The organism is Paenibacillus sp. XY044 (genome assembly GCF_002257645.1).
In the GTDB taxonomy this organism is placed as follows: domain Bacteria; phylum Bacillota; class Bacilli; order Paenibacillales; family Paenibacillaceae; genus Paenibacillus_AQ.
Window position 1 is genome coordinate 47,705 of the sequence record NZ_NQMO01000008.1, and the last position, 21,210, is coordinate 68,914.

The window sequence follows — 21,210 nt, forward strand, 5'->3', positions numbered from 1 at the left end:
CGTTAAGGGTGCAAAGGGAGCGGGGATAAAGTATATCCTCCGCTAACTAGGGTGGTACCACGGGAATCAAACCTCTCGTCCCTAGCGATGATACGCTATGGATGAGAGGTTTTTTGTTGCAAACACGAAAGACTAGAGCCGTGCCTGCCCCGGATCAACAGGCGGGCAGCGGGCGCATTTTAGGAGGCAAATGAGCATGAGTAACCAAGAGCAGGTTCAAGGCCAAGGCTACCGGCACACGGTGATTGAACCGAAATGGCAGAAGTATTGGGATGAGCATCACACATTCAAGACGACCGAGGATCCTGCAAAGCCGAAATTTTACGCGCTGGATATGTTCCCGTACCCGTCCGGAGCCGGGCTTCATGTCGGCCATCCGGAAGGCTACACGGCGACGGACATCGTCTCCCGCTTCAAGCGGATGAAGGGCTATAACGTGCTGCATCCGATGGGATGGGACGCATTCGGCCTGCCGGCGGAGCAGCATGCGATGGATAAGGGCGAGCACCCGCGGGAAATCACGATCAAGAACATCAACACGTTCCGGCGTCAGATCAAGTCGCTCGGCTTCTCGTATGACTGGGACCGCGAGATCAGCACGACCGATCCGGAATATTATAAATGGACGCAGTGGATTTTTATCCAGCTGTACAAACGCGGCCTAGCTTATGTCGCTGAAGTGCCTGTGAACTGGTGTGAAGCGCTCGGGACCGTACTTGCCAACGAGGAAGTCATCGACGGCAAGAGCGAGCGCGGCGGCCATCCGGTCGTCCGCAAGCCGATGCGCCAATGGATTCTGAAAATTACGGAATATGCCGACCGGCTGCTGGAGGATCTGGATGAGCTTGATTGGAGCGAAAGCCTGAAGGATATGCAGCGTAACTGGATCGGCAGATCGAAGGGCGCCGAAGTACAGTTCGAAATCGAAGGGCATGACGCCAAGCTGACGGTATTTACGACCCGGCCCGACACGCTGTTTGGCGCTACTTATTGCGTGCTCGCACCGGAACAGGAGCTGGTAGAGCGCATTACGACGCCTGAGCAGAAGGACGCGGTGAAGGCTTACCAGGAGCAGGCAGCCCGCAAGAGCGATCTGGAGCGTACCGACCTGGCCAAAGACAAAACCGGTGTGTTTACCGGAGCTTATGCCGTCAATCCGGTGAACGGCGAGAAGCTGCCGATCTGGATTGCGGATTACGTGCTGGCAGGTTACGGAACCGGAGCCATTATGGCCGTGCCGGGGCATGATTCCCGCGACTGGGAATTCGCCAAGAAATTCGGCCTGAATATCGTGGAAGTAGTCCAAGGCGGAAATGTGCAGGAGGAAGCTTATACCGGGGACGGGGAGCATGTGAATTCGGGTCTGCTGAACGGATTCCACACCGAAGAAGCCATCGCCAAAATGATCACGTGGCTTGAAGAGAACGGCAAAGGCCAGGGCAAGGTAACCTATCGTCTGCGCGATTGGCTGTTCAGCCGCCAGCGCTATTGGGGCGAGCCGATTCCGATTCTGCACCTGGAGGACGGCACGATGAAGACCGTTCCGGAGGATCAGCTTCCGCTGCTGCTGCCGGATGTCGATCAGATCAAGCCATCGGGTACTGGGGAGTCGCCGCTGGCCAACGTCACCGACTGGGTGGAGACAATTGATCCCGAAACGGGCATGAAAGCCCGCCGCGAGACCAATACGATGCCGCAATGGGCCGGCAGCTGCTGGTACTACCTGCGCTACATCGATCCGCATAATTCGGATGAGCTGTGCTCGAGGGAGAAGCAGGAGGCTTGGCTGCCTGTAGATCTGTACATCGGCGGAGCCGAGCATGCGGTGCTTCACTTGCTGTACGCCCGTTTCTGGCACAAATTCCTGTACGACCTCGGTGTCGTTACGACCAAAGAACCATTCCAGAAGCTGATTAACCAAGGCATGATCCTGGGAACGAACAATGAGAAAATGAGTAAATCGCGAGGCAACGTCATTAACCCGGACGAAATCGTAGAGCAGTACGGTGCCGACACGCTGCGCGTATACGAAATGTTTATGGGGCCGCTGGAAGCGACCAAACCTTGGAACGAGAACGGCGTGGAAGGCGCGCACCGCTTCCTGTCCCGCGTATGGCGCCTGATCGTCAGCGAGGACGGCAGCCTCAGCAGCAAAATTACGGATGACGACTGCAGCGACGAATTCAAGCGGACATGGCATAAGACGATCAAAAAAGTGACCGACGATCTGGAAAACATGCGCTTCAACACCGCGATCAGCCAGCTGATGATTTTCATCAACGACGCCTACAAGGCGGATGCGCTGCCGCGTCTGGCGATCGACAACTTTGTGCAGCTGCTGTCGCCGCTCGCTCCGCACATCGCTGAAGAGCTTTGGGAGCGTCTGGGCCATCAGGATAGCATCACTTACGTGCCATGGCCGGCTTATGACGAATCCTGGACCGTGGAATCGGAAGTGGAAATCGTCATTCAGGTTAACGGAAAAATCGTTCAGCGTACGATGATCGCCAAGGACATGAGCCAGGAAGCCATGCAGGCACACGCGATGTCGCTGCAAAACGTACAGCAGGCCATTGACGGCAAAACCGTACGCAAAGTCATCGCGGTACCTGGCAAGCTGGTGAACATCGTCGCCAACTAATCGGCAGCGGAGCCGCCGAACTGCGTGTCACATTTTTCGAGGTCTTCCTCGTATTTGCCGTGGGTTGTGGCGATCAGCTGGTGAAAGACGCCAGTTAAACTGCGGTCCAGCAGGGCAAGCGCCTCGGCGGTAATCCCGCCGGGAACGGCTACCCGCTGCTGCAGTTCTTGTGGCGTAAAGCCTCCCTGCGTCAGCAGTTTGCCTGTGCCGAGCAGCATTTCCCCGGCGATCCACGTCAGTTCACCGCGGTCCATGCCGGTCGTTTCAGCGGCAGCGTTGATCCACTGATCCAGAAAAAAGCTTAAAAAGGCTGGCCCACAGCTGGAGAAATCCGATGTAATCCTTACAAAGGATTCATCGATTAGGATGGGCTTGCTGATGGGAGACAGGAGATGCTCTATGAGCTGCCTGTCTTCCTCTTTTATCCGGCTGCCATACATACATAGACAAGCGCCGCTCTGAACGCGGTGGGCAACACTCGGAATAATTTTAGCAACTTTACAGCACAAAGCAGACTCCAGGTGATGGATCTGCACCGGACTCGTAATGGATACTACGATTTGATCGGGCCGAAGCGAGTTCCCGATTTCATCCAGAATCGTTTTAAATTGAAGCGGCTTCACGCACAAGAAGATCAGATCGCTGTTTTGCGCAGTTTCCGCGTTACTAGTACATACATGAAGCCCGGGGTGTCGCTGCTGGAGCCGGATAACCTTCTCGGGGGTGCGGTTGCTGGCATACACCTGGCTTGGCGCGAGCGAACCCGAATCAATCAGGGCCTCAAGCAGCAGGCTTCCCATGCTGCCGGTTCCGATAAATCCTACCTTCACTTAGGTTCCCTCCTTTCGTGCTTCGCAGTAACGACATCATCGTTCCCATTAGTGTATGCATTAGAACTTGGCCCGCATGACGGCTATTTCATCATATATCGTCTAATTTCGCTTTAATCTTATGCAGTACTGCATCTATGAACCGACATCGAGTCATTTCATAGAAACGGGGTGTCATTTTATGAAAAGAATATCGGCAGTCGCCAGCGTCGTTTGTGCCGTGCTGGGAAGCGGGGCCATCCTGCTGTCGGGAGTTCATACAAGCAGCGGGATGGAGCAGTGGCAGCCGCTCAACGGCAGGGTGGAAAGCGTGCTGAGCGAACAAGCGGGAGAACCGCCTACAGATGCAGCGAGAACGGGCGAGAAACAAAAGCAGGAGCAGGCTTCAAAGCAGGACGTCAAACAGGATGCCGAGCAGCAATCCGTAACATTGGGATCCGCACAGCAAGGAAAGGATGATATCCAAAATACGGTATCAGAAAAAGCGCAGAATCCGGGGACTGCAGTTTCGCCGGGCCAGGAGGTAATCGAAAAGTCCGATCCTGCTCAACATGCGGCGAATGCTGAATCTGGGCAGGTCAAAAAGATCAACGTCAATACCGCCGGCCTGTCGGAGCTGACCGGTCTGCCGGGGATCGGCGAGGCCAAGGCCAAAGCCATCCTGGAATACCGCGACCAGCACGGACCGTTCAAATCCGTCGCGGATTTGGACAAGGTCAAAGGAATCGGTCCCAAAATGCTTGAAAAAATGAAGCCGTACATAGAGCTGTAGGCCGTAAATATGCTACAATGTGTACACATTCTACGGAAATCAGGTGATGGATTCATGACGGTTGATACCCGGAAAGACTGGGATACTTACTTTATGGATATTGCATACATGGTATCGACGCGTTCCCGCTGTTCACGGCGCCATGTCGGAGCGGTGCTCGTTCAAGGGAAGAAGCTGCTCGGCACCGCGTATAACGGAGCGCCGATGGGCGTGCCGGACTGCTCGGAAGCGGGTTGTATGATCGCAGAGGAGTATGAGCTTGTGGATGTGGACGGAAAGAAGGAAATGGTGAAAAAGCAGCGCTGCGTCCGGACGATTCATGCCGAGCAAAACCTGCTGCTGTTCACCGACCGCATCGACCGGGAAGGCAGCTCAGTCTATGTTACGGACGAGCCGTGCTGGACCTGTGCCAATATGCTGGCGAACAGCGGAGTTACCGAGATCGTGTATCACCGCCCGTATCCTAAGGATACGGAAAAGGTCACGGAGATGATGCGCCAGAAGGGCATTACCTTCCGCAGGCTGCCCGCCTATGAGCCGCCTCGGGAAACGGTGATGACGGTGGCGGATTAGGAAGCGGCGGAACTGGCGGAACTGGCTGAACATATGGAAACAGGCTTACACGGAAATTTGGAATAACCGATGATTAGGGGAAGGACCTCTGTCCGCAGCATGGCTGCCGGCAGGGGTCTTTTTTTGTGTCCGGAAGAGGGGCGCAGGCAGAGTGCAGCACGAGTAACAACAGACGCATAAAAAAGGAAGGGAAGTGCTTTTTATGAAACAAAGACCGTTGATCGTGTTCACGGTGAGCTGGATCGCCGGAAGCAGCGCGGCCTATGCCTGCTCAGGTTCACAACTGCTGCTCCTGTTCGCAGGAGCATCGCTGCTGCTGGCAGCTCTAGGTATGATCGAGCGGAGTTTCCTCCGAACCGTGATCATTGTCTGGTGTGCTTTAGCGCTGTCGGGAGCTTATTGGGAGCTGCAGGAAGCCGCAAATGTATCCAAGCTCCCCGAAGCTCTCCATGCGGCGAGTGCTGCCCAATTGGACGGAAGCATCGTCCAAATGACAGGCACAGTCGCCTCCGCCGTCGAGGTCGACGGCGACCGTGCTGATTTTGTCATGAGCGTTCGCCAAGCGGTGCCGGTCAGCAGCACGGCGTCTGGCGGCGGATCCAATCGGTTGGTCGGTGGGACGAGCGCGGGCCGCGAAAGGACGGTATCCGAAAAGGCCATGGTGCAGGTCAAGCTAAAAAGCCGGCAGGAGCAGGAAGCAGCCCGGCAATGGCAGCGGGGGGACCGGGTCCGAATTTCCGGCAGCCTGGAGCAGCCGCAGACCGCCCGAAACTTCGGCGGCTTCGATTACCGGCACTACCTGGTGACCCAGAAAATTCACTGGTTGTTCAAAGCCACCGGTGCCTCCAATGTGCAGTGTTCGCCTCCGACCGGCTTCGGCATGGCGCTTCTTCTGCGCTGGAACGATCAGGCCAGAAGCAGCCTGAGCGGGATGATTGACCGGATTTTCAAGGAACCCCATGCCGGTTATATGAAGGGGCTGATCATCGGGCTTCAAGACGACTTGGACCCCGAAACCTACGCGCAGTTCTCGCAGCTGGGGCTGACCCATATTCTGGCGATCTCGGGCATGCACGTCGCCGTATATGTGGGGTGCTTGCTTTATCTCTTTTCCTTGCTTCGCCTGTCCCGTGAAAAGTCGCTGCTGCTGGTTATGCTGCTCGTGCCCCTGTACGTTCTTCTGTCAGGTGTAAGTCCGTCCGTCGTGCGGGCGGGGATCATGAGCATGATCGGACTGTATGCAGCCAGGAAGGGGATGCTGAAGGACGGACTGAACATCCTCAGCGCGGCGGCGCTGCTCATGCTGCTGTGGAATCCATATTACCTGCTGAGCGTGAGCTTCCAGCTGTCCTTTCTCGTGACGGCCGGTCTGATGATCTATGTTCCCTTGATACATCCGCTGCTATCCTTTCTGCCTTCCAAAATCGCCGGTGCGGTCGGCGTAACGCTCATTGCCCAGCTCGTGTCCTTTCCGCTGACGATCTATTATTTCAATCAGTTCTCCTTATTGTCGTTTGCAGCCAATTTCGTGCTCGTTCCCTTCATTACCTTTCTCGTTCTACCCGTGGGGACGGCGGCGCTACTCATCGGCTCGTTATGGCTGTCCGCGGGCAAGTTAATGGCGGCGGCAGCCGAGTGGCTGGACGATCTGTCTTTCTGGCTGGTGAAGTGGATGAACGGGTATCCGCAGTTCGTGACGATATGGAAGTCACCTTCGGCGGTTTGGATCGCTTCCTATTTTATAGCGCTGTATGGGCTGCTCTATTTCGGCAGACGGTGGTCGCTCAGCCGGCGGCAGATTGCAGCGGAGCCGGACGCGACCGTGCCGCTGGGTGTGCTTCCTGCTGCCCGCCGCACGGCAGCAGCCCTGCCGCCCCGGACGAAAGCCCGGCTTGCCGCCGGAGCTCTCGGGGCACTATGCGTGCTGATCGTCCTTCTGTATTCGGGATACCAGCCGGAGCGCTTCCACGGGGCAGGAGCGGTACAGGTGCTCGACGTGGGTCAGGGCGACAGCATTTTGATCACGACTCCGCAAGGAAAGCACCTTCTGGTCGACGGGGGCGGAACCGTCAGCTTCCGCAAGGCGGAGGACGGATGGAAGGATCGGAAGCAGCCTTTTGAGGTCGGCGCTAAGGTGCTGGTTCCATTATTAAAGAAGCGGGGAATCCATGAGCTGGACGCGGTCATCGTGTCGCACGGGGACCAGGATCATGCCGGAGGCATGCAGGCGGTGCTGGAACAGATTCCCGTTAGGGCGTTTCTGTTTAATGGGACGCTGGCCGGCACGGCTGCCTTCGATCGGCTGATGTCCACTGCCGTGGACAAAGATATTCCTATTTATGCCATTCACCAAGGCATGGATTATGACCCAGACAAGCGGACGCATCTGGCTTTTCTTGGCCCGATCCTGTCGCAAGACGATCAGGAGGCGCTGTCTGTCGTCAAGGACCAGAACCACGACTCGGTCGTGTTTCTGCTCGAAATGAACGGGGGCCGCTTCCTCTTCACCGGAGATATGGACAAGTCATCCGAGGGGGAGATCCTTGAGGCGATGAATTCCGGCCGGCTCGGGAAGGCAGTTTCGGAAAATGAGCAAACCGGGGGTCATTCGGCAATGCAGACTACAGGCGAACAGCTGGATGCACCCGTGGATGTGATCAAAATCGCACATCATGGCAGCAAGACAGCGAGTTCGGCGGATTGGCTGAACCGATGGAAGCCCGCTGCAGCCGTTATTTCGGCCGGTGTGAACAATCTGTACGGGCATCCGCATGCGGATGTGCTGCAGCGGATTTCCGAGGAAGGCGCGGCCGTTTACAGGACTGATCTGCAGGGGGAAATCCAATTTTCGGTAAAAACCGGCGAAATTCGTGTCAGAACCAAGCTGATAACAAAATCGTAATGATTTGTCTATAAAAAACACTTAGAATGATGAAGTTGGACGCAGAATCTTCAGGTGACTCCGCCTCTGGAATTTGGTATTCTTAATTGTGGTTTTCATTGGCAGACTGGAGTAAGTACGGTGGTGTCACCTTTGATGTACATACCTACCGCATTTTTACGGGACGCTGATTTTACAAACGATTGCGGGTGGATTTAAGCAGAGGAATAACCGCTATCGGTTGAAGGTTATATCCGGTTTTTTAAGGAATGGCAAGCACTCCCGGGGCCTGCCTTTTCAGCAACTTTAAAAATGTGGTTACAAATTGCAACAATTTGCTGGTCTTACACGTCTGTAAGATTGCAGGGAGAGGGGGATCCTTTGTGGTAGAGCAGGGACTCATCAGAGCCGCTCAATCGGGCGATCGCGACGCTCTAATCACCCTATTAAGAGAAATTGAACAACATGTTTACAGGACAGCTTTTTATATTCTGAATAATGAGCAGGATGCGCTCGACGCTTCCCAGGAAGCACTGATTCGGATTTATACCAAAATCGATTCCTATGAAGAGAAGGCACAGTTTAAAACGTGGATACAGCGGATCGTCACGAACATCTGTATCGACAAGTTTCGGCGGACGAAACCTACGGTATCGATCGACGAACATGAGCTCGTTTTTCAGGACAAACAGAACGTTGAGAAAGAGGTATTATCTTCTTATTTGGCCCAGGACATCCAGGAGGCCATTGATCAACTGCCGGAGCATCACCGAACTGTTATCGTCCTTAGATATTTGCAGGATTTCTCCTACAATGAAATCGCTGACTGTCTCAACCTGCCGCTGAATACGGTGAAATCCTACTTATTCAGGGCCAGACAGCAGCTGCAGAACATGCTCCAAGAGCATCAGAAAGGTGGTGTATCAGGATGAAGTGTCCAGAGGTGGTGGAGTGGATGCACCGGTACTTGGATTACGACTTGGACGAAGATGAAACCGTCAAGCTCTATGAACATTTGAAGACATGTCCTGAGTGTGCGGATACCTTTCGCCTGCTGAAATCGTTGTCCAGAGACCTCGAAGATTTGCCGAAAGTAACGCCTAAATTCAGTCTCGTCGATGCCATCATGCCTCAGCTGGATGCCATCGATCAGGCGCGCCACGAGAAGAGCGCTTCGCTCGAAGAAATTTCTGCGCCGGCGGAGATGGTACCCGTTCCGTCCCGTCCGGCCCGCAAGGGCAACTTCTGGAATACGGTAGCCGGACGTACGGCGCTTGGGGGCGCGGCGGCTGTAGTTATTCTTGGGGTGGCGGTGCTGAACTATAATCCGAAGCAATTGTCTACGGCGGAAGAACCGCCCGTCAAGAACGCGGCGTCGAACGAGGCCAGCAGCATGGACGCGGCGGCGACCTCAAGCTCAGAACAATCCAAGAGCAATATGGTTGAACAAGAAGCAGGTTCTTCCGAGCCCGCGCAGGACTCTTCGGAGCATACGCCGGCATCTTCGGATCCGCCGCAGCTTAGCGAGAGCCAAGACGGCAGCAGTGACGCTGCGGCGAGCGGCAAGGCGGCCGGCCAGGAGGCCCAAACCTACGCGCAGCAGCAGGACTCGTCCAAAGTTCCAGCCCAGGATGCGGAGGTCAGCCGGAAAGCGGACACCGGCGGCCAGGACAATGCCGGAGGCAGCGATTCCGCTGACAAGAGCGGCACCAATCAGGAAGGGGATGGCGGCCAGGCTGCCCTAAGCACGCCTGCCAACAACACGGAGAGCACTCCTCCACAGGGGGATGAGGTCCAGAAGGACATCGCTTCTCCGGATGGTGACGGCGGTCAGGCGGCGGATAGCACCAACACCGATCCTGAGGTTAACGGATCTCAAGAAAGCGACGCGTCGGGGCAAATGGGCATTACAGCCATTAAGCCTAAAGCAGATTCGAACAAGTTGTATTCTCCCGACGGCCAGTATGCGGCTTCCGTCGAAAACAAAAAGCTGGTCATCTATAACGTAACTTCGGATGGTAGCTCCAAGCAAGTGAGTACCCTTGATCTGCCGGGAACGTGGGTATCGGGCGTATGGTCTGCGGACAGCACCGTGTTTACGTACCAGACCACGGATGCCAGCGGTGCGACGGTAAGCCAGACGTATCAAGTGGGCAAACAGGACAGCTCCACGCCGTAAGCAGCCGAAGATATAGCAGAAAAAAATGTGCTGTTTATGATGCACACATGATAGAGATATGGAATAGGTTATATTACGCAGGATCCAAAACGTCGTATGACCACCGGCAGATAAGTTTCTAGAGCTTTTCACGCCGGTGTTTATAATAGATGTGCTGGAACAGGGGGACCTTATGCGAACAGCAGGGGTCCTTTTGTTGTTGTGCAAGAGTCGTGATTCGGCCCGAAGGGACAAAGCCTGTTTTTCTTCCTCGCCGTTTTTGGTAGAATGGATATAGCGCTTTTTGGCCGGTTGGATGGGCAATTGAACGGAATGGACCTTGTGAATGGGATTAACGGAATGTCTATGGGCACGGATAGAGAGAAGGGGGAGCAACAATGGATGTAAAGGCGGCGGTGAAAGCGATCAGGCAGGGGGACGTATCGCCGGTCTATCTCCTGTACGGAACCGAGAAATACCAGATGAATGAATTTACCGCACTGATGGAGGACCAGCTGCTGCAGAAAGAGGAGCGGGATTTTGCACTCGTACATTATGATCTGGCCGAAACCCCGATCCAGGAGGTCGTGGAAGAGGCCGAAATGATTCCTTTTATGGTGCAGCGAAAGCTCATATTCGTCCGGGACGCATCCGTATTTACGGCAGGGAAAGAATCAGGCAAAGTCGAACACCGCATGGAATCGCTGCTGGAGTATATCGGCAATCCGGCGGAATACAGTGTGCTGATTTTCCTGGTGAACAATGAGAAGCTGGACGAGCGCAAGAAGGTCGTTAAGTCCGTCAAAAGCGCCGGCACGGTGCTTTCCTTCATGCCGATGGGCAGCGACGAGCTGCTGCGCTGGATCGAGAAGAAGGCCAAGCAGCGCGAGTGCAGCTTCGCTCCGGGGGCGGCGGAGATGCTGGTCCGCAACGCGGGCACACAACTGCAGACGCTTGCAGCTGAAGTGGACAAGCTGTGTCTGTACGCTGGAAGCGGCGGCACCGTGACGACGGACATCGTGGACCAGCTGGTGGCGCGGAGCACGGAGCAGAACGTATTCGCCCTCGTCGAGGAGATCGCCAATTTGCGGCTGGACCAGGCGCTGGGCATTTTCTACGAGCTGCTGAAGCAAAAGGAGGAGCCTATCAAAATTGCGGCGCTGATCGCCCGCCAATTCCGCATTATTTTGCAGGTGAAGGACCTCGGCGGCCAAAGCTATTCGCAGCAGCAAATCGCTTCGCAGCTGGGACTGCATCCTTACGCGGTCAAGATTGCCGGAGAGCAGGCACGCAAGTTCCAGCCGAACCAGCTGAAGGCTATACTCAGCAGGCTCGGGGATCTCGATTATCAAATGAAGACCGGGGCCATCGATAAAGTGCTCGGTCTGGAGCTGTTCCTGCTCAGACTGGCGGGATAGCGCACAACCGAATATATACTGAGAAGACACCGTTTTTGCGCCTTTGAGCGTGAGGACGGTGTTTTTTTGAGCAAATCATTCCTTATGGTCTATCATTTCATAGATTTAAATGCGTTGGAATAAATGTAATTTGTTCTTTATGATGAGTTTGACATTCGTAAATGTTTGCATCTTTTATAGAGAAAGGAGCTATTCATCATGTTCAAACCGCTTTACCTGATTGATTCTATCGTCTTGTTCCTATTGATTGTTTTATGGGCGATTATAGCTAATCGCTTGAGTCGCTTACCCTATCGCGATACAAAAAAAGAGTTGAAACGAGGTATTACCCGTTTAATGCCCCTTTTCTTCATCGCTCAAGGGCTGGTCATCGCGGAGATCGTCATCCTGTACTTATTAGGTACTTATGGATGGGAATTTATAAAGGAGAAGGTATTGCTTACAATGCCGGTGTTCATTCCTTCGGCATGTTCAACCCTTGTATCCCTTTCGATCTTGCGAAAGATCACCGGTCCAGTACCGAAAGATCTACAATCCGCTGTAGATGAAACGGATCGAAAGGTACTGGCTTCGCCCCAATTGATGCTTCCTGCTCAAGCTGCTCTCCTCAGTTCGATCGCTGCCTGTTACTTTTCCTATTTTATTTATCCGTTCGAGTTAAATGTTTTACATGGCGTTCTACTATGGATGGCATTCGTCGCGATTATCGTTGTGTTATGGTTTCGACAAAAACGCCTCAGTCTAAAACGGATCAAAGCCGATTATGCCATGACGTTATCTGCACGACTTTTACATGCTTTGATTTCCTTTGTCTGCCTTGCGATCCTCATTGGCGGCTGGTACGTCTTATCCATGAAAGCATCCGTTCTACCTGACCGTATGAATATGGGAAGCATGCATCACGACATGGATATGCAAGCGATGAATCATTCCATGAACCATCCCATGAACAATCAAGAAATAAGTGTAACCGCACTAACAGGTCCCCAAACCGAGAAAGCAGACCGTCATTTCGAACTGGTTGCCCAGAAAAAACAAGTGCAGCTGAGCTCCGGTAAGACCATGGAGGCTTGGACTTTTAACGGGATGACTCCGGGTCCGGAATTACGTGTAAAGCAGGGGGAGATCGTTGAAGTCGTTTTGAAAAATAAAGATATTGAAGATGGGGTCACGATTCACTGGCACGGCTACAATGTGCCGAATGCAGAAGATGGCGTTGCGGGGGTTACCCAAGATTCTGTACCGCCTGGGGGAACGCATGTATACCGTTTTCAAGCAAAACAAGCGGGAACGTATTGGTACCACTCGCATCAACAATCAGCCAAACAAGTCATAAGAGGGCTGTTCGGATCGCTCATTGTAGAACCAAACGATACTCCCGAGCCCAATACAAAAGACATCACCGTACTAAGTCATGCCTGGCCATTGTCGAATGGCAGCACATTAACCCCTGCGTATGGCTTGAAGGACACGCTGGATCGTCAAACGATTCCATCGGGTACCCTTGTCAAATTGCGATTGACTAATGCCCAAAACTATCCGCAAACATTCCAATTATCGGGAGCCCCATTTAAAGTGACCGCCATTGACGGCAATGAGGTTCACGCCCCCACCACCATAAAAGATCAGAAGCTACTGATCGCCGGTGGTGGACGATACGATATTTTATTTACGATGCCCAAAACACCGGTAAGACTGAGCAGCCGAAGTGATGCAGGCGTTACCCCAGGGATCGTTTTTAGTGAGGCGGAAACCAAGGCAATCCCGGCTATAAATGAAAAAAATCCTGTATTTGATCCGGGGAATTATGGAGAAAAACTGCCGACTCCTTTCACGATAAACAGCAAGTTTGACCGCACTTTCAAAATCGTCCTGGATTCCCGGCTAGGGTTCTATGATGGTAAACTATATGCTTTATATACCATTAACGGACGCGTTTTTCCGGATACGCCGATGCTAACGGTCAAAGAAGGTGATCTGGTAAAAACCATGTTTGTGAATCGCGGATGGGACCATCATCCGATGCATCTTCATGGGCATACCATGCTCGTTCTCAGCCGGAACGGGAAACCAACGACAGGCAGCCCTTGGTGGACCGATACACTGGATGTAGCTCCAGGTGAAACTTATGAGGTTGCTTTTCAAGCAGATAATCCCGGGATCTGGATGGATCATTGCCATAATTTATGGCATGCCGAAATGGGAATGACGATGCACTTGTCCTATGAAGGGATAACGACACCGTTTCAAGTGGGAAAGAAAACAGCCAACCAGCCGGAATAAGCAGTCGAATCACCCTCATCAAAATCGGCAGTAAAGAGGTTAAACATCGTTTTGAGCCATTCTTTGAAAGTGCTCGATGATGACTTGACGAAAGTCCTTTGCTGCGCTTGTAAAATAGCGACTCTGATGTCTTGTTAGTCCAATCTCCCGTATACACACAGGGTCCTCGATTGGCAAGCACACAACGTGTTCCTGGGACCCGGCTGATAATGCGGATTTGGGTATAAAGGCAATGCCAAGTCCGGTTACAACCAAAGGACCTAAGGATGCGGGTTCATCGCCTTCATAAGCGGTTTGGGGTACAAATCCAGCCTTCTCACAATAAAGATCCATCAAGTCGCGGATGCCGTACCCCTTTTTTAAACTGACGAACCGTTCTCCCTTAAGCTCTGATAAACGAACTCGGTCCCTGCCCGCCAATCGATGGGTTCTTGGAACGGTCACATAAATCTGCTCTTGGAAAACGATATCACATACGAGTTCGCTTCCCAGAATAGGTGGGGATGACAAACAAAAATCGACCTCACCCTTCTTCACCCGAGTTTCCATTTCATGGGTTCTGAGCTGTTCTACATGGAACTGGACTTGCGGCCGAATGTCACGAAATCGGTTGAGGATATCCGGCAGCATGTAGGCTGTGTTCACCGCCAGTGCCAATGTACCATAATCAGCACTGGTCATATCCGCGATTTCGCGTTTACCTTCCTCCAATTCAAACAAAGCCCGCTCGACACGTTGAAAAAAAGAACGACCAAAAGCATTTAATCTTAAATTACGGCCGCTTCTGTCGAATAAAGGGGCGCCAAGGTCTTCTTCCAATCGTTGAATCGTCTTGCTGAGCGAGGACTGTGTGACATGTAATTCTCCCGCAGCTTCGGTCATATGCTCCAAACGAGCTACGGTACAAAAGTACTTAAGCTGAAGCAGTTCCAATGTGTGTGCACCTCACATTCCTTTGGATCTATCTTATTATAGATAAAAATCGATTCATGTGAATAGTGGCCTTCCTCTAAGGAGAGTCACTATTAGCCTTGTACAAAAAAGGGGTCAATAGCTTTTTTGGCCTATAGAGAAGGTGGCGGCTTATCCTGCCTTATCCCGGGTTCAAGGCTATTTCTCCAAATCAGATTGTCCTCCGGCAAGTGTGCAGCATATTCTACCTTATGATTGTTCCAGACCAAAAACTATAAAAAGAAATGGTGGAGTTCACATGCGCTGGTTAGAAGTGAAGCAGGGAGGCCCGCTCGACGGAAGCGTGGTCATCCCAGGGTCCAAGAATAGTTCCCTCGCCCTCATCGCCGCCGCCGTTCTTGGCGACACTCCGACAATACTGGAGGGCATCCCGGATATTTACGATATCCGTGCCATTGGAGAAATCGGAAATCGCATCGGACTGCAGGTGAGCAAAAATGATGACGGCCATTTTGTCGTGGATTCGTCCCGGATTCATTCATCCGTCCTCGATCAGGCGTTGACGTCTTCGTTCCGCGCATCTTATTATTTGATCGGTGGACTTCTCAGTAAGTACAAGCGGGTGACGCTCGGTTATCCGGGGGGTGACAATTTCGTGGAGCGGCCCATTGACCAGCATATGAAAATATTCAAGGCGTTCGGGGCGAATGTTACTCTGGAGGAAAAACAGTATACGGTATCCGCGGAAAAGCTCACCGGCGCCGACTTCCGTTTCGATTTGCTGACTTCCGGCGCAACGATCAATGCCGTGCTGCTCGCTTCGTTAGCTGTCGGGGTAACCAACCTGTACAACTGCGCGACGGATCCGGAAGTGGTGGATGTCTGCCGATTGCTGAACCGGATGGGCGCCGACATCACCGGAGCCGGTACGGATACGATACGAATACGTGGGGTGAACTCTCTGACAGGATGCCGGTATCGGGTGATCCCGGACCGTCTCATTGCTGGGGCGTTTATGATGACGGTCGGCATTACCGGCGGCACGCTGACCCTGAAGCAGGTCATTCCCGAGCATGTGAAGTCCATCATGGCCAAGCTGAGCGAAATCGGCATTGAATTTGAAAGCGGAGACGATTACATCATCGCCAGCAGCAATGGGAATATCAAACCGACGCGGGTACGGACGGGCATGTATCCCGTGTTCAATTCCGATATGCAGCAGCCGATTACGAGCCTGCTTCTGAAGGCGCCGGGCTACAGTGCCGTCAGGGAAAAAGTATATCCGTACCGTTTCAGCCATGTCGCACAATTAAACCGGCTTGGGGCTGACATTCAGGCGAAGAACGGCTATGCCGTCATTAAAGGCGGCCGACCGCTGCACGGCGGGTATGCCCATGCGACCGATGTCCGGGCGGGAACCTGCCTGATCATGGCTGGTTTGCAGTCGGAGCAGGCGACGCGAATCACGGGCATCGAGCATATTGAGCGGGGCTATGAGGACGTGGTGTATTTATTCGGCCAAGCGGGGATTGGCCTGGTCATCCATGAAAGCGAACCCGCTTCGGCGGACGGCAAGGAATATACGACAACGGCGTGACCGTCGGCGGTTGAAAAGGACTGTTTTAGCTTTTCCGACACATGACGGAAAACAGCCCCCAAACCGGAAGAACGGCTGCGGGGGCTGTTTCGTATTGTTTCAGGTTCGGATCTGCCTTAGGCGAAACACAAGTGGTTCTAGCCGTCAACAGCTTTGGCCGAGGCCTGCTGAGTGGACAAGCTGCCATGACGCTGGGACCAGTAGGCGAGGCCCATCGTCAGCAGCAGGAATAGCCCCGTGATCAGGAACACGGTATGAATGCTGAACACACCGCTGATTGCGCCGCCCGCAAGCGGTCCCAGCATGCCGCCGAGCTGGTTCGCGGTTTGGTTGAGGCTGAAGGCCCGTCCGCGGAAGTCGCTCTGCGTAGACCGGACGACAAGCCCGTTAAGTGCCGGGAATACGGCGCAGAAGAAGCAGCCGTACAGGAAGCGGACCACCGAGAAGGCCCAAATGTTATGAAACGGGATCTGAAGCAGCGAACCGACGCCTCCGGCGAACAGGCCGATCATCAGTATTTTCTGGAACCCGATCTTGTCGGCCAGCTTGCCCCATCGCGGGGCGAAGATGATGCTGGCGATCCCGACGAGCGAGAAGATGAATCCCGCCAGGATAGAGGCATCCGATGCCGAGTGGCCGATCTCCACAATATAGAGGGAGAGCACCGGCTCGATGGTCATGACCGAGAACTGCGTCACCATGGTGAGCACCAGGACGATCATCAGCATTTTGTTAACGGCGGCCTGCTTCAGCGTGTTAAATACCGATAGTTTGCCTTTGCTCGGAACGAATTTTTCCTCTTTGACGTAAAAGATGACGAGCAGCGTGGCCAGAAAGCACAACACGCCCGCGCTGCCGAAGGCCAGCCGGTTGTCGAATACCTTGGAGAGCACGCCGCCGAGGAGGGGCCCCATGATGCTTCCCGTAGCTGTGGCCGTGGACATGGTGGACAGCGCGTATCCGACCCTTTTCTCCGGGGTGTTGGTACCGACGATCGCAATAGCTCCGGGAATAAATCCGGAGAGAAGTCCCTGCAAAATACGCAGGATGAGCAGCTGCACCGGATGCGTGACAAACGCCGTCAGCAAATAAATGATGCACAGCACAAAACCTGCGCGGATGATCATCGGCTTGCGGCCGTATTTGTCCCCAACGGATCCCCAGAACGGAGATGAAAGCGCTCCCGCAAAAAACGCTGCGCTGAACAGCAGGCCGGACCACATCTCAATGTTTTTGGTGACACCGATTTCAATCAGAAACAAGGGGAGAAAGGGTACCACCATCGAGAAGCTTGAGGACACGATCAGCGAGCCGAACCATAAAACCCATAAATTTTTCTTCCAGCTTTCCATAGACGTCATCTCCTGTTAAACCTAGTATACAGCACATGGGTTGTACACTTGCTTCGTGAGGCTGCTTCGAACATGGCTGTCCGTGCTATATAAAAGAGCAAAAGGCGCGCCGCTATGGCGTTGTCAGCTCTGTACGCATTCGAAATAATAAAAAAAATCGACGTACCTTCTAAGAAGCCAGACCGCATTTGGCGGAAATTTTTCTTGCGATTATAGAATGGTTCAGCTCCGCTGAAAATTTATAAAATCTATAATCTAAAAAATTTAAAAGTCCTGATCAGCTTGGGAGCTGCTCAGGACTTTTCCATTTCATCGTATGGATAGCGCTCCCTTAGGCTTGTGCACTGAGAGCGTTAAGTTTTTTCGCCAGGCGGGACTTCTTGCGGCTGGCTGCGTTCTTGTGGACCAGGCCTTTAGTTACGGCTTTGTCCAGTTTTTGGGAAGCAGCTTGAACAGCAGCTTTAGCAGCTTCGACTTCATTATTCGTCAGCGCGGAATCGGCAGCCTTGACAGCTGTACGAAGCGCGGATTTTTGGGAAGCATTAAGCGCACGGCGTTTGTCGTTTGTTTTCACGCGTTTAACGGCGGATTTAATGTTTGGCATTGCATTCACCTCCTGTAAGGCATTCGAATAGCTCGAAATGATTCACAACTTAAAATAGTTTAGCATGGGGTACTCTAAAAAGCAATACTATCATCGCGTTCCAAAGGTTTGGATTTTAAGAGGAGCAGGAATCAAAAACCTTGAAAAAAGGTTTTGCATAAACTGGCCGCCGCTCCCGCACACTATCCATAACAAGCCAAAGGAGGCAGATATATATGGAGTTGGATTTGCAGCGCTATTCCGTGCGGACCGACCTGGCGGTCGATGCCAGGGAAATGGCGGGCCATGCCGGACCGATCCCGGGAGTTGATGAAGAAATCACGGAGAAGGACGGTATCAAGATTACCCGCCTTAACGTGCTGAATGAAGCCGGTTCCCAGGCCATCGGACGCGTCAAGGGGCATTACGTTACGCTGGAGGTTCCGGGACTGCGTAACGGGGACACCAAGCTGCAGGAGCAGGTGGCCGAGGCCTTAGCTCGGGAATTCGAAGATTTCCTGGCGCTGATCGGGATTCAGAAGAAACAGACGGTTCTGATCGTCGGCTTGGGCAACTGGAATGTGACGCCCGATTCGCTGGGACCGCTTGTGGTGGAGAACGTCCTCGTTACCCGCCAGTATTTTCAGCTGATGCCGGACCAGGTGGCCCCGGGATACCGGGAAATCAGCGCCATTGCCCCGGGAGTGCTCGGCCTGACGGGAATCGAGTCCAGCGAGGTCGTGCAGGGCATCGTTGAACGGACGAAGCCGGATCTGATCATCGCGATCGACGCGCTGGCATCCAAATCGCTGGAGCGCGTCAACACGACGATCCAAATCGCCGACATCGGCATCCATCCGGGCTCAGGCATAGGCAACAAACGCCGTGGCCTCACCAAGGAAGTACTCGGCGTTCCCGTCATTGCCATCGGTGTGCCGACCGTATGCTACGCGTCGACCATCGTCAACAATGTCATGGAAATGATGAAGAATCATTTCGGGCAGGAGACGAACCAGACCCGGCAAATCATGGGGATGCTGGACGACATCAACGAGCAGGAGCGCCTCTCCCTGGTCAAGGAAGTGCTTGAGCCGCTCGGCCACGACCTGATCGTTACGCCGAAAGAGATTGACGAATTTATCGAAGATATCGCCAATATTGTCGCGAGCGGATTGAACGCCGCCCTGCACGACGCGGTTGACCCCGGAAACACGGGGGCTTACACCCATTAGGAGGCGCTGCCTCCTCTCTCTTCCCTATCATTAAAAAAAGAAAGTCCGAATCTATCGGGCTTTCTTTTTTTGGTTCTAGCGAATCTCTCCGGCTCATAGAGTTGAAGTATAAGAGATTTCAGGAGGACAACAGAATGAAGAGGAATGGTTTTCAGCTTTGGAATATCGGCAAATGGAGAGCCAAACTGCTGCATATTCTGTCTATGGGACGTACCTTTGTGCTGCTGGTGGTCGGATCGCTGCTGTTTTTCTTGCTTCTCGGTTTGGGAGGGATGGCTGAGAAGAAAATCAACGATTCTCCGGTTTCTTCCATGAAAGGATTTGCAGGCTCCGTATCAAGCAACTTTTTCATTGATATGTTAGGCATGGAGCTGCCTCACTTGAATAAGGAAAAAGGGAACTCGACCTTTTCCGGGGAAAACATGACGACTTTCGTATTCCAGATGCTGACCAGCGTCAACCCCCGGGATCCGAAAAGCCTGCTGGCCCGTGAAATGCCGGGCATGGGGGCAAACGATCCGGTCCTGCTGAGGCATTCGGCAGGCAATGATAACGTCGTTCCTCCCGAAGATTATAATCCGCCTGCAGAAACGGCGGGACAAACGGATACGGCAGGACAGAGCGATACCGCCCCGGCCGACCCGCAAAAGAATGGTGCAGAGCAAGGCGGTACCGATCCCGGAAAGGACACCGGATCGGGCACGGCCCAGCAGCCGGATGCGCCACCGGTTCAGGAGCCGGACGCAGGCGGTAAGAAAGGTTCCGGAGAAGGAACGCCGGCCAAGGGCAATGAAGGCTCTGGGCAAACTTCGCCGGCAAATTCCAAGGACAAAGCGATCCTGATCTATCACTCTCACCCGAGAGAGGCTTACAATCCGCTGCTGAGCAAGACCAGCGACAATCCAAGCTCCACGTCCCCATCGCAAAATGTGATGCTGGTCGGAAGCTATGTGACGAAAAAGCTGGAGCAGCTCGGCATCGCCACCGCCCATTCGGAGCAGGACTACATGACGACGGTAACCGATTATAATTATAACTTTTCCTATAAATACTCCCGCGAGACGGTGAAGGCTGCGATGAGCGGGAACAGCAGCATGAAATATCTGATCGACATTCACCGGGACTCCCAGGGGCACAGCCGGACGACGAAAGACATTAACGGCAAAAGCTACGCGCAGGTCTTCTTCATCATCGGGCACGGCAACAAAAACTGGCGCAAGAACGAAGCCTTCGCCAATTCCATCCATGAACGGCTGGAAAAGGCCTATCCCGGATTGTCCCGCGGCATTTGGGGGAAAGATTCCTCCATGGGCAACGGGGAATATAACCAGTCGCTGTCGGAGAACAGCATTTTGATCGAGGTCGGCGGGATCGACAGCACCGATACGGAGCTGAAGCGGACGTCGGAAGTATTGGCACAGACGATCGCCGACGTTTATTACGCGGATCAAAAGGCGGAAAAGGCCAGCACTGATCAAACGGCCCCCGCCAAGAAAGATAATAAAAGCTGAGAAAGCATTGACCCAAGGGAGGTATGATCATGTCAAAATGGGCTAAAAAAGTTTGCGTGCTGGGAATTTGGGCAGGCATCGGCGTTCTGGTCGGCATGCAGCTGGCAAGTCCCGATGCTCCGGCGCCCGGGCCGCAGGCGGCGCAGACGGCGGCTGCCGCGGTGCAGACCGGACCGCAGAAGGGCGCCTCTTCGCAGCAGCAGCTTTCCCAGCCGCGCCAAAGCTCGAACCGGTTCAAGGCGGCGGACGAGCAGCCGCAGCAGGAACAGGTCGAGGTCCAGGACTGGCATGAGAAGACACCCGAGCAGCTGCTGGTGGACCAGAGCGGCACGCCGACGGTCGACGTGCTGGCGGATAAGACGGCCGGCCTGCTGCAGCAGCTGTCCCAAAAGGGAATCCGTCTCGTCGTCTCCCTGTTCAGCAACGTGACGGAATAATACGAACAGTTGGGATTGCTGGCCTTACCT

General features: G+C 53.6%; 16 protein-coding genes and 1 other annotated feature (1 of these 17 running past the window's edge). Of the genes, 12 read left to right on the plus strand and 4 right to left on the minus strand.

What is annotated here, in order from left to right; all coding sequences use genetic code 11:
- Positions 1-86: a binding site (T-box leader), on the plus strand (it extends 151 nt beyond the left edge of the window).
- A gap of 110 nt (positions 87-196) precedes the next feature.
- A complete protein-coding gene (gene leuS, locus CJP46_RS26680; RefSeq protein WP_094598685.1) occupies positions 197-2,641 on the plus strand; it encodes a leucine--tRNA ligase in 2,445 nt (814 codons plus the stop codon).
- Here the strand turns inward: leuS and comER are convergent.
- Positions 2,638-3,471, minus strand: coding sequence for a late competence protein ComER (comER, locus tag CJP46_RS26685; RefSeq protein ID WP_094598686.1), 834 nt, complete (start codon positions 3,469-3,471; stop codon positions 2,638-2,640). The two genes, leuS and comER, sit on opposite strands and share 4 nt — an antisense overlap.
- A gap of 181 nt (positions 3,472-3,652) precedes the next feature.
- Here comER and CJP46_RS26690 point away from each other — a divergent pair, with 181 nt between their 5' ends.
- The 7 genes from CJP46_RS26690 (at position 3,653) to CJP46_RS26720 (ending at position 13,556) form a co-directional block, all read left to right on the plus strand.
- Positions 3,653-4,243 (plus strand): ComEA family DNA-binding protein, encoded by a 591-nt coding sequence (locus CJP46_RS26690; RefSeq protein WP_256992545.1) that lies wholly within the window; start codon positions 3,653-3,655, stop codon positions 4,241-4,243.
- A gap of 54 nt (positions 4,244-4,297) precedes the next feature.
- Positions 4,298-4,816, plus strand: a complete 519-nt coding sequence (locus CJP46_RS26695; protein WP_094598687.1) for a deoxycytidylate deaminase — start codon at positions 4,298-4,300, stop codon at positions 4,814-4,816.
- A gap of 202 nt (positions 4,817-5,018) precedes the next feature.
- A complete protein-coding gene (locus tag CJP46_RS26700) occupies positions 5,019-7,718 on the plus strand; it encodes a DNA internalization-related competence protein ComEC/Rec2 (RefSeq protein WP_094598688.1) in 2,700 nt (899 codons plus the stop codon).
- 362 nt (positions 7,719-8,080) lie between these two features.
- Entirely contained in the window at positions 8,081-8,629 is a 549-nt protein-coding gene (locus tag CJP46_RS26705) for an RNA polymerase sigma factor (RefSeq protein ID WP_094598689.1), read from the plus strand.
- Positions 8,626-9,876, plus strand: a complete 1,251-nt coding sequence (locus CJP46_RS26710; RefSeq protein WP_094598690.1) for a zf-HC2 domain-containing protein — start codon at positions 8,626-8,628, stop codon at positions 9,874-9,876. The genes CJP46_RS26705 and CJP46_RS26710 overlap by 4 nt, the downstream gene beginning before the upstream one ends.
- A gap of 377 nt (positions 9,877-10,253) precedes the next feature.
- Positions 10,254-11,273, plus strand: a complete 1,020-nt coding sequence (gene holA, locus CJP46_RS26715) for a DNA polymerase III subunit delta (RefSeq protein ID WP_094598691.1) — start codon at positions 10,254-10,256, stop codon at positions 11,271-11,273.
- A 198-nt stretch (positions 11,274-11,471) separates the two neighbouring features.
- Complete coding sequence (locus tag CJP46_RS26720) at positions 11,472-13,556, plus strand: multicopper oxidase family protein (protein ID WP_094598692.1); 2,085 nt, start codon at positions 11,472-11,474, stop codon at positions 13,554-13,556.
- Between the two features lie 39 nt (positions 13,557-13,595).
- Here the strand turns inward: CJP46_RS26720 and CJP46_RS26725 are convergent, their stop codons facing one another.
- Positions 13,596-14,489, minus strand: a complete 894-nt coding sequence (locus CJP46_RS26725; RefSeq protein ID WP_094598693.1) for a LysR family transcriptional regulator — start codon at positions 14,487-14,489, stop codon at positions 13,596-13,598.
- A gap of 277 nt (positions 14,490-14,766) precedes the next feature.
- Here CJP46_RS26725 and murA point away from each other — a divergent pair, with 277 nt between their 5' ends.
- On the plus strand, positions 14,767-16,065 hold the full coding sequence (gene murA, locus CJP46_RS26730; RefSeq protein WP_094598694.1) for a UDP-N-acetylglucosamine 1-carboxyvinyltransferase: 1,299 nt from the start codon (positions 14,767-14,769) through the stop codon (positions 16,063-16,065).
- Between the two features lie 137 nt (positions 16,066-16,202).
- Here the strand turns inward: murA and CJP46_RS26735 are convergent, their stop codons facing one another.
- Complete coding sequence (locus CJP46_RS26735; protein WP_094598695.1) at positions 16,203-17,417, minus strand: MFS transporter; 1,215 nt, start codon at positions 17,415-17,417, stop codon at positions 16,203-16,205.
- A gap of 331 nt (positions 17,418-17,748) precedes the next feature.
- Entirely contained in the window at positions 17,749-18,021 is a 273-nt protein-coding gene (rpsT, locus tag CJP46_RS26740) for a 30S ribosomal protein S20 (protein WP_094598696.1), read from the minus strand.
- 215 nt (positions 18,022-18,236) lie between these two features.
- Between rpsT and gpr the strand changes: the two genes are divergently transcribed.
- The 3 genes from gpr to CJP46_RS26755 all read left to right on the plus strand — a co-directional run bounded on the left by gpr (position 18,237) and on the right by CJP46_RS26755 (position 21,180).
- On the plus strand, positions 18,237-19,232 hold the full coding sequence (gene gpr, locus CJP46_RS26745) for a GPR endopeptidase (RefSeq protein ID WP_094598697.1): 996 nt from the start codon (positions 18,237-18,239) through the stop codon (positions 19,230-19,232).
- 134 nt (positions 19,233-19,366) lie between these two features.
- On the plus strand, positions 19,367-20,743 hold the full coding sequence (locus CJP46_RS26750; RefSeq protein ID WP_094598698.1) for a stage II sporulation protein P: 1,377 nt from the start codon (positions 19,367-19,369) through the stop codon (positions 20,741-20,743).
- Between the two features lie 29 nt (positions 20,744-20,772).
- Positions 20,773-21,180 (plus strand): hypothetical protein, encoded by a 408-nt coding sequence (locus tag CJP46_RS26755; protein ID WP_094598699.1) that lies wholly within the window; start codon positions 20,773-20,775, stop codon positions 21,178-21,180.
- The last annotated feature ends 30 nt before the right edge of the window (positions 21,181-21,210 follow it).